Annotated in this window: 12 protein-coding genes; 9 read left to right on the top strand and 3 right to left on the bottom strand. The window is 40.5% G+C overall.

What is annotated here, in order from left to right; genetic code table 11:
• Positions 1 to 122: 122 nt before the first annotated feature.
• The 9 genes from ADHAQ_RS0110705 to ADHAQ_RS0110665 all read left to right on the top strand — a co-directional run bounded on the left by ADHAQ_RS0110705 (position 123) and on the right by ADHAQ_RS0110665 (position 9,028).
• Positions 123 to 668: a phosphoribosyltransferase gene (locus tag ADHAQ_RS0110705; RefSeq protein ID WP_026462930.1), complete on the top strand. Its 546-nt coding sequence runs from the start codon at positions 123 to 125 to the stop codon at positions 666 to 668.
• 99 nt (positions 669 to 767) lie between these two features.
• Complete coding sequence (locus ADHAQ_RS0110700; RefSeq protein ID WP_026462929.1) at positions 768 to 1,361, top strand: adenylate kinase; 594 nt, start codon at positions 768 to 770, stop codon at positions 1,359 to 1,361.
• A 96-nt stretch (positions 1,362 to 1,457) separates the two neighbouring features.
• Positions 1,458 to 2,453: a GTPase ObgE gene (gene obgE / locus ADHAQ_RS0110695; RefSeq protein ID WP_026462928.1), complete on the top strand. Its 996-nt coding sequence runs from the start codon at positions 1,458 to 1,460 to the stop codon at positions 2,451 to 2,453.
• 38 nt (positions 2,454 to 2,491) lie between these two features.
• Entirely contained in the window at positions 2,492 to 3,322 is an 831-nt protein-coding gene (locus ADHAQ_RS0110690; protein WP_026462927.1) for a hypothetical protein, read from the top strand.
• Between the two features lie 83 nt (positions 3,323 to 3,405).
• Positions 3,406 to 3,972: a nucleotide exchange factor GrpE gene (locus ADHAQ_RS0110685; RefSeq protein WP_051359846.1), complete on the top strand. Its 567-nt coding sequence runs from the start codon at positions 3,406 to 3,408 to the stop codon at positions 3,970 to 3,972.
• Positions 3,973 to 3,975: 3 nt separating this feature from the next.
• Positions 3,976 to 5,121, top strand: a complete 1,146-nt coding sequence (gene dnaJ / locus ADHAQ_RS0110680; protein WP_026462925.1) for a molecular chaperone DnaJ — start codon at positions 3,976 to 3,978, stop codon at positions 5,119 to 5,121.
• Positions 5,122 to 5,299: 178 nt separating this feature from the next.
• Positions 5,300 to 6,211, top strand: coding sequence for an ABC transporter ATP-binding protein (locus ADHAQ_RS0110675; RefSeq protein WP_026462924.1), 912 nt, complete (start codon positions 5,300 to 5,302; stop codon positions 6,209 to 6,211).
• Between the two features lie 123 nt (positions 6,212 to 6,334).
• The gene (locus ADHAQ_RS0110670; RefSeq protein ID WP_026462923.1) at positions 6,335 to 7,363 is read left to right on the top strand and encodes a nucleoside hydrolase; all 1,029 of its coding nucleotides are present in this window, start codon (positions 6,335 to 6,337) and stop codon (positions 7,361 to 7,363) included.
• A 465-nt stretch (positions 7,364 to 7,828) separates the two neighbouring features.
• Positions 7,829 to 9,028: an acyltransferase family protein gene (locus ADHAQ_RS0110665; RefSeq protein ID WP_026462922.1), complete on the top strand. Its 1,200-nt coding sequence runs from the start codon at positions 7,829 to 7,831 to the stop codon at positions 9,026 to 9,028.
• A gap of 69 nt (positions 9,029 to 9,097) precedes the next feature.
• Here ADHAQ_RS0110665 and ADHAQ_RS0110660 read toward each other — a convergent pair whose 3' ends face one another.
• Genes ADHAQ_RS0110660 through ADHAQ_RS0110650 form a run of 3 tightly spaced genes read right to left on the bottom strand, consistent with a single transcriptional unit; the run spans position 9,098 to position 12,434 of the window.
• Positions 9,098 to 10,447: a Gfo/Idh/MocA family protein gene (locus tag ADHAQ_RS0110660; protein WP_026462921.1), complete on the bottom strand. Its 1,350-nt coding sequence runs from the start codon at positions 10,445 to 10,447 to the stop codon at positions 9,098 to 9,100.
• An 11-nt stretch (positions 10,448 to 10,458) separates the two neighbouring features.
• Positions 10,459 to 11,322 (bottom strand): sugar phosphate nucleotidyltransferase, encoded by an 864-nt coding sequence (locus ADHAQ_RS0110655; protein WP_026462920.1) that lies wholly within the window; start codon positions 11,320 to 11,322, stop codon positions 10,459 to 10,461.
• A 2-nt stretch (positions 11,323 to 11,324) separates the two neighbouring features.
• On the bottom strand, positions 11,325 to 12,434 hold the full coding sequence (locus ADHAQ_RS0110650; protein ID WP_026462919.1) for a GHMP family kinase ATP-binding protein: 1,110 nt from the start codon (positions 12,432 to 12,434) through the stop codon (positions 11,325 to 11,327).
• Between the last annotated feature and the right edge of the window lie 95 nt (positions 12,435 to 12,529).

Below are 12,529 nucleotides of genomic sequence, written 5' to 3'. Positions count from 1 at the left end.
TTGATTATATTCCAAGGATTATTTTCTATTTTGGCTTTTAAAAGAGCCATTCTTTTTAAAAGTAGGCTTTATATTGTAAAAAAAGTAACTTTATTTCGAATAACTTAAAATTATTTAAAAGAATGAGTCAACATCACGTAAAAATACATGACAAAACTTTTCAAATATATATTTCTGAAAGACAAATATTGCAAACCGTAGAAGTTCTGGCAGCCCGCATAAGCCATGATTACAAACACAAGAGGCCCCTCTTTCTTGCGGTATTAAATGGGGCTTTCATGTTTGCGTCTGATTTGTTGAAGGAGGTTAGTATAAATTGTGAAATATCTTTTGTTAAACTTTCTTCTTATGAAGATATGGGCAGTACGGGGCATGTAACGGAGGTAATAGGTTTGAAAGAAGATATTAGTCAACGGCATGTAATTATTTTGGAGGATATCGTAGATAGCGGACGGACGTTGTATGGTTTGCAGAACACATTAGCGGATATGTATCCGGCTTCGGTAGAAATTGCCGCATTATTGGTAAAGCCAGATGCCTTGCAGCACCCTCTCCAGGTAAAATATACCGGACGCTCTATTCCCAATGATTTTGTGGTAGGATATGGGCTAGATTATAATGGTTTAGGACGAAATTTGCGCGATTTATATAAAGTAACAGATTTATAGATATTTAAATAAATCTGGCTGTTGAATTAAATTTATTAAAAGCTATAGTAGAAAATTAAGCATAATCTGTATTTTTGTGGCCTATTTCAAAAAATACGTATGCTAAACCTTGTATTGTTTGGTCCTCCGGGTGCGGGCAAAGGCACACAAAGCCAAAAATTAATCGATAAATATAATCTTATCCATCTTTCAACCGGCGATATTCTACGTTCTGAAATAGCCAAAGGAACAGAATTAGGCTTGCGAGCTAAAACGCTGATGGATCAGGGGATTCTGGTTCCGGATGAAGTTGTTATTGGGATGATTGATAGTAAACTAAAAGAGAATAAAGCCGCTGCTGGTTTTATTTTTGATGGTTTTCCTCGCACAGTGCCTCAAGCGGTGGCTTTGGATGCTTTATTGGCAGAAAACAACACGGCTATTGCTTGCATGATTGCCTTAGAGGTAAATGAGGAAGAATTAACCCGTCGACTATTATTAAGAGGTCAAACTTCTGGCCGGCCCGACGATCAGGATGAAGCATTAGTGCGGAAGCGGGTTCAGGAATATAATACTAAAACTGCGCCGGTAGCCGGCTATTATGCTGAACAAGGCAAATTCTATGGTATTAATGGTATCGGAGAAATAGATGAAATCTTTGACAATACCTGTAACATTATTGATAAATATCTCTCACAACCTCAAGTAGGTTAATTTTATTAAGCTCGGCATTAGTCGTACAACTTTATTTTATATAAAGAAGTACGACTAATGTTTTTATAGCTATACCCAATTTAAAACATATTTCCTGTGGCATCATCTAGTTTCATTGATTACGTAAAAATTTGCTGCCGGTCCGGACATGGAGGGGCAGGATCGGCTCATTTGCACCGCGATAAAAAGAATGCTAAAGGTGGCCCGGATGGCGGTGATGGCGGCAGAGGAGGCCATATAATCTTAAAAGGGAACAAGCAACTCTGGACGTTACTGCATTTGCAGTACATGAAACACGTGATAGCCAAGCCTGGTGAGAGTGGCGGGTCCAGCCATTCAACCGGAGCTAATGGCGAAGATGTAATTTTGGAAGTACCTATTGGAACAATTGCCCGAGATGCCGAAACCGGTGAAATCAAAGCTGAAATTATTGAAGACGGACAAATAGAAATCCTGACACCTGGTGGTCGGGGAGGGCAGGGTAATGCACATTATAAATCGCCTACAAACCAAACTCCCCGATATGCTCAACCCGGTGAACCTGGTTTAGAGGAATGGGTAATTCTGGAGTTGAAACTCTTAGCGGATGTGGGCTTGGTAGGGTTTCCTAATGCAGGTAAATCTACGTTGCTTTCTGTCGTATCAGCCGCAAAACCTAAAATTGCTAATTATCCTTTTACTACGCTGGTTCCAAATTTAGGCGTTGTGAGTTACCGGGATTATAAATCGTTTGTAATGGCCGATATCCCAGGTATTATTGAAGGGGCTTCAGAAGGGAGAGGGCTAGGAATCCGGTTTTTAAAACATATTGAACGAAATTCTATATTGCTTTTTATGATTTCTGTAGAAAGTGCCAGTATAGCTGAAGAGTACAAGGTTTTAATAAATGAGCTAAAAACTTTTAACCCGGAACTCTTAGAGAAGAAACGAATGTTAGCCATCACGAAAACCGATTTAATCGATGATGAACTGGAAAGGGAAATAAAAACAACCTTACCTCAGGATTTACCGGTTGTGTTTATTTCCAGTCTTACACAAAAAGGAATAACCCAATTAAAAGATTTAATCTGGAAAACACTAAATTCTGATTAATTGCTTTAATTTGCAATAAATTAAAGGATTTGATTAAAATGCAGAAATTTGTTTGGTTTTTTCTTTTATTGTTTGCGTTTTTTGAAGTAAAAGGGCAGTTTTTTAAAGAAGGTGAGGCTTTTGATAAATCATTAATAAAATTAAATACCATTGAAAAACTTAATGCTTATATAGATAGTTGTGGATTAGCAGGTAATATTTCAGCACCATCAAAGGACGATGCCTTTTTGGTCAATCAGGTGATTGAAAAAAAATTTTACCATGGTTTTTCTCATTATTCTATACAAGATAATTGGTTGGCCTGTCTTGCTGGGAAAGTTATCTGGGATCATTTATCAGCTATTGTTATTCCAAATGATTTAGTCAAACATCCAATGGCTGCCTGTAGTCAACAGTCGATAGTGATGATGGAGGTCTTGCGAAAAAGAGGATATCAGGTAAGGAAATTAGGACTTAGTGGACATTTTGTTCTGGAAACCTTTTATGACAAAACTTGGCACGTATTTGATCCTGACAAGGAGCCGATTTATTCTGGTTTCCTGCACGATTCATTGAATATTTATTTAGAAAATGGTTATCTAACTAAAGCATATTCTAAAAGTTTAACGCCCGTAGAAGTAAAAAGAATATTTTCAAAGCAGCAGATAGGGGCGATTAATGAATTTCCTGCGGAGAATGCACGTTTATTTCATGTTGTCACTGGATATGTTACCAGAAGCCCAGTTATGCACTTTATGTTGCTGGTTCTTATCTTTTATTTTGTTCAAATTCTGTGGCGGAAGGGATATAAATTGTTTCATTCTTATCAAGGAATCAAGGATAACAATTTAATTGAGGAATTTAATACAAAAGAATTAATAGTTAAGTAAATGCCAGTTTGTCACTTTCATGGGTTTGGCAGATTAATTGTAAATACATATTGGCAAGAATAAAACCGAAGAAATTATAAATTATGTCAGCAGATATCAATAATACACCAGAACAAGAAGAACAAGACATAAATAATATTACCGAGCAAGATCAGGTTCAGGCAACTGATGAAGCAGCTGCGGAAGATACTGCTGAAACTTCTGGGCAAAACAAAACCGAAGCGGAGTTAGCAGAAATGAAAGATAAATACTTGCGGCTGTATTCCGAATTTGATAATTATAAGCGCCGGACATCTAAGGAACGGATGGAATTGCTTAAAACCGCTAATCAGGAAATGGTAGTGGCTTTACTGCCAGTGGTGGATGATTTTGAGCGGGCTCGCCAATCCATGCAAAATGTTCAGGATGTAGAATCTGTGAAAGAAGGTGTTGAATTGATTTTTAACAAATTGACTAATATTCTGCAACAAAAAGGCTTAAAACCTATGGATGCACAAGGCAGTGCTTTTGATGCAGAAATACACGAGGCAATTACCCAGATTCCGGCCCCGGACGAAAACCTGAAGGGGAAAGTGATTGATGAAGTTGAAAAAGGATATTACCTGAATGATAAGGTTATCCGGTTTGCTAAAGTTGTTATTGGAGCATAGGCCATGGCTAAAAGAGATTATTACGAGGTTTTAGAAATTAGCAAAAATGCCTCTGCTGATGAAATTAAAAAGGCGTATCGTAAGATAGCCATTAAATACCATCCGGATAAAAACCCGGATGATCCGACTGCGGAAGATAAATTTAAAGAAGCAGCAGAAGCCTATGAAATCCTGAGTGATCCGGATAAACGGGCCCGTTACGACCGTTTCGGCCACCAGGGAGTGAATGGTGCAGGCGGTGGCGCCGGCCATATGAACATGGACGATATTTTCTCCCAGTTCGGAGATATCTTCGGTGGGGGCGGCAGTCCATTTGAAAGCTTCTTTGGTGGTGGTCGTTCAGGTGGTCGCCGGGTACGGAAAGGTTCTAACCTTCGGATTAAACTGAAGCTTGACCTGGAAGAAGTAGCCAATGGTGTTGAGAAAAAAATTAAAGTAAAACGCTATATAGCTTGTAATACTTGTGGTGGTAACGGCTCTAAAAATGGTGCTTCTTTGCAAACCTGTTCCAGCTGCCAGGGTTCCGGTCAGGTGAAAAAGGTGGTGAATACCATGTTAGGACAAATGGTATCTACTTCTACGTGTCCGACTTGCGATGGCGAAGGGAGACGTGTTACGCAAAAATGCGATACCTGCCATGGCGAAGGTCGTGAGTTACGCGAAGAAGTGATTGCCATAAATGTGCCGGCTGGTGTGGCTGATGGCATGCAGTTATCGATGAGCGGCAAAGGTAACGTACCAGAAAGAGGTGGTGTTGCCGGCGATTTGTTAATCCAGATTGAAGAAGAACCGCATCCGGTGTTAAAGCGCGATGGTAACAATATTGTCTACGATCAATATATCAGCTTCGTGGATGCTACTCTGGGGTCTACGGTAGAAGTACCAACTATTGAAGGTAAAGTAAAAATCAAGATAGATCCGGGAACACAAGGCGGTAAAATATTGCGGTTACGTGGTAAAGGTATCAAAGACTTGAATGGGTATGGCAAAGGCGATCAGCTGATTCATATCAATGTCTGGACGCCGAAGAATGTAACCAATGAAGAGCGCCAGATACTGGAGAGGCTGCGCACTTCCGACAATTTTATTCCCCATCCGGGTAAACACGAAAAAGGTTTCTTTGAGAAAATGAAAGAGTATTTTCAATAAGAAATAAATTATAACAAACAAAAGAGGCGCTGAATTTTCAGCGCCTCTTTTGTTTTATAAGTACATAAGTTTATGGATTTATATACAGGCTGATTATTACGGCTAATATAGATGGTGCTATTGTTCTGCTTCTTGGAGATGAAAGAATATCTATTAACTTTGGTGAAAAACCACTGCCTTGAGTATTTTAAAAATAGCCGGAGTATCTAAGCAATACGCCGACCATGTAGCCCTGCAGGATATTAATTTTGAAGTTCCAGAGAAAAGTATTTTTGGCTTGTTAGGACCTAATGGCGCTGGCAAAACTTCCCTTATTAGAATTATAACGCAAATTACCGGGGCCGATACCGGTGAAATTTACTTTAAAGGGGAACCATTAAAACCCGACCATATCAAAAATATGGGCTATCTGCCGGAAGAACGCGGCCTTTATAAAAAGATGAAGGTAGGGGAGCAGCTTATGTACCTGGCCCAACTAAAAGGCTTGACGCGGCAGGAAGCGGGCCAAAAAATAAAAACCTGGATAGCTAAGTTTGATATTGGCTCCTGGATGAATAAAAACATTGAGGACCTTTCTAAAGGTATGCAGCAAAAGGTACAGTTTATGGCTACGGTGCTGCATGAACCAGAATTAATTATTCTGGATGAGCCCTTTTCAGGTTTCGACCCCATAAATGCTAATTTAATTAAGGATGAAATATTAGAATTGCGGGATAAAGGTAGTACCATTATTTTTTCTACCCACCGCATGGAGTCCGTAGAAGAACTGTGTGATAATATTGCTTTGATAAACCGGTCCCGTAAAGTACTGGATGGATCAGTAAAAGCAATTAAAGATATTTATAAAACCAGTACCTATCTGGTAGAAGGAGCAGGTAAATTAATGGTGCTTTCGCCAGATTTTAAAGTGTTGGAACAAACCGAAAGTAATGGCTTTTTCAGGGCATCCATTCAATTACAAAATGAAACAAAGCCAAACGATTTGTTACGTTATTTAATAGCCTCGGTAGAAATTCATTATTTTCAGGAGAAAGTGCCTAGCATAAATGATATTTTTATTCAAAAGGTACAGGAAAACACTGGGATCTAATAAGATTACCACTTAATAAATAATTAGAAATGCTCGGATAGCTTGCAGATTCACATGTTATAACCAGGTACTTGAACCTGGAAAGGCTTAAAACAAATAAGTATTGATAACCACAAATTATATATGAAATACAAGAACTTTGAGCTTTTGATGTTGTTGGGTTTATTCTGGGCGGCTATAATTCCGGTAGTCGGACAAAAAGCAAAAGTACCGGTTCCGGTAATTCTGGATACTGATATTGGACCAGATTATGATGATGCAGGTGCTATGGCTGTTTTTCATGCCTTGGCCGATCAGGGAGAAGTTAAGCCATTGGCGGTCATATCTTGTAATAAGCATGAATTGGTGGTGCCAACTATTGATATTCTTAACACTTGTTTTGGCCGTCCCAATTTGCCTACGGGTGCTCCTAAAGGGAAAGCAGTGAATGCCGGTGCAGGCCAAAAATGGCCGGAAATGCTGGTGCAAAAATACCCGCATAAATTTACCACTACGGCTGCAGCACCCGATGCCGTACAGACGTACCGTAAAGTATTAGCTAGCCAACCAGATAAAAGTGTGACTATTATAACCATAGGGTTTTTAACCAACCTGGCCGATTTGTTGGAGTCTAGCCCGGATGAGAATTCAAAGTTAACGGGTACAGAATTGGTACGGCAAAAGGTGAAAAATTTAGTTTCCATGGCAGGGGCTTTCCCCCAGGGCCGGGAGTATAATGTGTACATGGACACCTTGTCGGCGGCTAAGGTATTTGAAGCCTGGCCAACCTCCATAACTTTAAGTGGTTACGAAATAGGTAGTCAGGTAAGAACCGGCTTACGGGTTATTGCCAATGAGAAACTACAAGGCCCGGTAAAAGATGTATTTACCTGGTGCATGGCTAGAAGTGAAAAAGACCGAAATGGGCGGCAAAGTTGGGACCAAACTGCCGTTTTGGTTGGAATACGGGGTGTTGCGCCTTATTTTGGATCTAAACGCGGACATATCGTTGTTAACAGAACAGACGGGAGTAATACGTGGCAAGACGATCTTACTGGTCCGCATATTTATTTAACCGAGGCCATGCCGTTTGTAAAAGTTACTGAGGAAATAGAAAACCTGATGATGCAGCCGGGTAGATCTGCTGCCAATAGCAAGGGTAAAAAGAAATGAGTTAATTATTAGATTAGCCTCGCCCAAAGCCTAGATCTTTTTTTTGTGCCCATTTGTAAAATAGAAGAACAGTTTTAGAACCTAATTGCTTAAACTCTAATTGATTAATAATTGCCTATCAATTCAGGAATCTTTTAGGGACAATACTTTTATCTAATACTTCTGTATATATTTTCTTACTTTCTCAAATAGATAAAGCTCCTTCAAAAGTGTTTGCTTCTATTGTTTCAATTGGTTTCATTCTAATTGTAAGTAAAATAATAAATAATAAAAATCCTTTTTAGCATCTCAAATTAATGTAATAAATATGCAGCAGGAACAGGTTTACTAAAAATAGAAATAAAGCAATATTCTGTGATTAAAATGAGTGCGGGCTGTAATTAAAAAATTATATTATTAAAATTAAAAAGTTTCCCTTACTTTAGTTAATTATTGTTTCAGAAACAATGAATAAGTGTAAGAATTTTGGAGAATAAAGGGTTTACTAAAACAAAAACGTTAACAACGTTCGAGCAGCCTCAGATAAAAAAAGCAAAAGTTCATTTAGCATATTTAGACGGTTTGCGGGGGCTAGCTGCGCTTTATGTTGTTTTACACCATGCCTTATTACAAATCAATGGGGCATCAGGGCAGTCAATAGTGGAAAATGCAGATGGGGAGCCAACCCTGGTGAAGTTACTTGCCTTTATGTTCCGGCATGGACGATTAGCAGTAGATTTATTCATAGTAATTTCGGGCTTCTGCTTAATGCTGCCGGTTACTCGGTTTAATGGAAAACTAAAAACAAGCGTATCTGAATTTTATTTTAAAAGGGCCCGACGAATTTTACCGCCTTATTTTCTGGCAATGGGATTGTCTTTATTTTTGATTATTACCATTATTGGCGCAGAAACCGGCACCCACTGGGATGTGAGTATTCCGGTATCAAAGATGGACGTGCTAACCCATATCCTTTTATTACAAGACATATTTTCAGAGACCTCCCTTAAAATAAATCACGCTTTCTGGTCTATTTCGGTGGAGTGGCGCATCTATTTTTTGTTTCCAGTTATAGTTTATTTTTGGCGAAAGATTGGCGGTATTTCCACATCTGCCTTAGCGGTAATTTCTTCAATTTTATTGTATTTCGCGCTTGTTCCGCTTCAGGCGGTGGGATTAAGTCCAATTACCATAAGTGCTAATTATTTAGGACTTTTTACTTTAGGAGCTTTAGCGGCAGATTTTGCGTTTACCGAACAAACTAACCTAATCCGGATCAGGGAAAAGCTGCCTTTGAAAGTACTTTTATTTTTAGCGCCGGTGGCTATTCTGGGAATTAACAAATACGGCATGGCTACCTATTTTCATGGGTCGGTGGTACTAATTGATTTAATCATGGGCCTTTTTGCGGCTTCCTTATTAATTGCAATAGCCTCTGGTAAAGTAAACGTTCTTAATAAATTTTTATCCTGGAAGCCAGTCGTTTTTGTTGGTACCTTTGCTTATAGCTTATACCTTATTCATGCGCCGCTATTGCAGGTTTTTTCTCAGTATGTAATCAATCCCTTACATACCGGTACCCTCCATTCTGCACTACTATTTATTTTTGTTGCCACCCCTTTGGTTACTTTAGGTAGTTATCTGTTCTATCTTGTTGCAGAACGTCCTTTTATGAAGCAAAGCTAATTTATATACAAGCCTGCTCTTATCAGGCTGTTTACAAGTTTGTGGATTAAATGGAGCGGCTTGATTGCCTTACAATGCAAATACCGGTTTTGCATTCTTCCATTTGCCGCGGGTAAAGTCTGGTATAGGAATAGGAGCTGAGCCTTTAACAATAGATTCTTCAGATAAAGGACTAATGGCCGACCAGGCTGCAGCATCGTACACATCTATTGGTGGGGCTGTGCGGTTTTTTACAGCTTGAATAAAATCCCGGATCACAAAGTAATCCATACCACCGTGGCCGGAACCTTGGGCTACTTGCTCAGATTCTCTCCAATATTTATGATCGTATTTTTTAAGGTATTCGGTATCCGGCTCCCATTCATGGGGCGTTTTGCTTATTTTTTCCAGGTAAATCTTATCACCATCGTCCTGCCACAAACCATTGGTGCCTTGTACCCGGAAGCCTAACGAATAGGGGCGGGGTAAATTAGTATCATGGGTGATTAAGATAGTTTCGCCGTTGGCGCATTTAATCATGGTTTGTACAATATCACCTAACTTAAAATTTACTTTTGCATTCGGATGATTTTCGCCGCCATTATCAACAATATATTTATGCAAGCCTGCACTTTTCGTGGCCATGGATGTCAGGTACAAAAATTGGTTGCCCCGGTTAATGTTAATCATCTGGGCTACCGGACCTAGGCCATGCGTGGGGTATAAGTCCCCGTTGCGATCGATGGAGTGTTGGGTGCGCCAGCGGGCTTCACTAAAACCTTTCTCCCCAAATTCCACTCCTCCCCCGTAGGGCTGTTGCCCATTATTAAACTTTACGTGCCGTAAATCGTGTTGGTAACCACATTGCAGGTGGGATATGTCACCAAATAAGCCTTGCCGAACCATATTCAGTACAGCCATTACATCCCGGCGGTAACACACATTTTCCAGGATCATACAGTGCGAACCCGTTCGTTCAAAGGTATCTACCAGCTGCCACGATTCTTCCAATTTTACGGTTGCCGAAACTTCTATGCCTGCATATTTGCCGGCATTCATGGCAGCTATGGCCATGGGAACATGCCACTCCCAGGGAGTAGAAATTACCACCCCATCCAGGTCCTGGCGTTTTACCAGGTTCTCAAAATCCTGCTCGTTTTTTCCATAAACCGCAGCCGCTTTTCGACCTGCTTTCTTTAACAGGTTTTGAGTTTCCATTATGGCATTCGGATCAATATCGCAAATAGCTATAATTTCAGCATCTGGAAATAACAACGTATTGGTTACGTGGTTTCGTCCCCGGAGCCCTACGCCAATAAAGCCAAGCCGGGCTTTTTTTTCTTTTGGTAAACCCAAAACCATGGAGGGTAGCAGGGCAATCGCGGCTACGGCTGTAGAACTTTTTTTAATAAAATTGCGGCGGTGGATAGGGGTAAGCATAATGGAGCAAATTATAGTTCGGGAAAATAAGTTGTTAAATAAGTCTGCATTTTCAGCAGGTCGTTTTTGCTTGTCAAGTCAGGAACCCTTTCAGTAAGCGGAATAGCAAGCATTGATTTGGGGTAATCCTGCACCAGTAGATTAACGGTAGTTGGTAATTCCTGTTCATTCCGGGTGGGGTTGAACGGTGTTTTTTGGAGGTGCGGCAGCAATGCTGCAGCCTCAAATAAAAATATATTCATACTCACGCCTACCGGCCCCTGCTGTTCTATTGCGGCCATTTCTGCGTTAGTTGGTTTTTCCAGAATACCCTGCACAAAACCTTCAGCATCGGTTTTAATGGCGGCAAAAGCCCGGATACGTTCTTCAGTAAAGCCCAACCCTTCGGAATTATAACTAATAAGGGCATGCGGATAGGAGGTATGCCAAAGCAACTGGAATGCATTTTCGGAATACAAATTATCGCTGTTGCAAACCACAAATTGCCCATGCTGCCAGGTTGGGTGTTGTTCTAGAGCTTGTAAAACGGCATCCGCAGTTCCCGCTGGTTTAGTTCGGCTGGGGGAAATATGCTGCCGGGCAAAAAATAGGTGCAATCCCCAGACCAGGTTTTCCGCCATTTTACTTTCATAATAGGTTTGGGTATAAGTATCTACAGGATTTAAAAGTAATAACACTTCGGTGCAACCAGCTTTATGAGCATTATACAGTAAATAGTCCATTAGAGGGCGACCTGAAGGACCCACGCCAATCATACCCTTGGTAAGGGAGTCTGCCTGGGAAACCAGGTTATCCTGAAGGCCAGTCAGGTTTCCCCGACGTTCCTTCATTCGGGAAGCCGTTCCGCCGGCTAATACCAATAATCTTCTCGTCATAGTTATGCTTTTATTGTTTCCGGTCCAGTTTCTGTTCGCACGCCTTCATCCACGGTGATAATATAGGCTTTTCCGCCTTGCCGTTCAATGGCTTCGGCTACTATTTCGGGGTTTTCCGGACCATAGGCAAACATACAACCGCCGCCGCCCGAACCATTTATTTTGGCGCCCAGGGCTCCGGCCTCTAAAGCAGCATTAATCATGGCGTTTATTTTAGGCGTTGATATGCGCTTGGCATCCCTTAAATTATTTTGGTGTTGGTTTAACAACTGACCGAATAGTTTGCTGTCCACCTGGTCCTGTAAAAACATTTTTTTTGCTTGGCGCACAATATCCCGGTCAGAAATATTGCTTTGGAATAAACTGAATTCATCGGGTGTAAGAAGCGAACGAAATGAATCTGCTTCTGCGGCAGTAACTTGCTGCAGGTTAAAAGCAGGATGATGTGTTTTAATTTTCTGAATAGCTTGCAGCATACCAAACTTTACGTGTTTAAGAATGGTAATGGTATCTTTTGGTTCCTGTGAATCGCCCAGTACAAAGGTGCCGAGGTGGGGCTTAAGCTTTCCCACTTTAACAACCGGATCCGATTCCAAATAAATAATATGGCCTATAGCCGAAGAGTAATGGTCCATTATGCCACCCGGTTCGCCAAATTCCAAAACTTCGGCAGCATTAGCTAATTCGCCAATCTCTTTAGCGGAAAGTTGTTTAGGATTATCAGTTAATTGAATCAAAAATTTGATCCAGGCCACGATTAGGGCTGATGAACTGGAGGTCCCGGAATTAATCGGAATATTGCCCCGAACCGTAACTTCTAAACCCTGGGAAAAAGTAAATCCTCGGCGTTGCAATACATTCAGGGTGCTCCGCAGGTAATCCCGGTCTTTTTGGTACTCTATTTTGGGTGCCAGTTCAAAACTTTCTTTTGAAGCGATATCGGGTAAGTTTAAGATTATTTGTTTATCAGCTCGCTGTTGCCCGGTTAAATAAATCCGCCGGGAAATGGCCGCCGCAATTACCGGCAAGCCTAAATAATCCTGGTGTTCGCCAAATAAACAAATGCGCCCTGGCGCCGATACATTTACCATTGGGTTATCCTTCTGTAACACACTTTTTCCTGAATATCTTATTTATTTTAGTAAAAGGTTTTCTACCAAGTAATCTTTTAGATTAAATTTCTTTTACATTAAGTAGCAGATATTTT

Origin of the sequence: Adhaeribacter aquaticus DSM 16391 (assembly GCF_000473365.1) — a bacterium.
Lineage (GTDB): Bacteria > Bacteroidota > Bacteroidia > Cytophagales > Hymenobacteraceae > Adhaeribacter > Adhaeribacter aquaticus.
The sequence above is the reverse complement of the archived record's forward strand: the minus strand, read 5'-3'. Positions and strand labels throughout refer to the sequence as shown.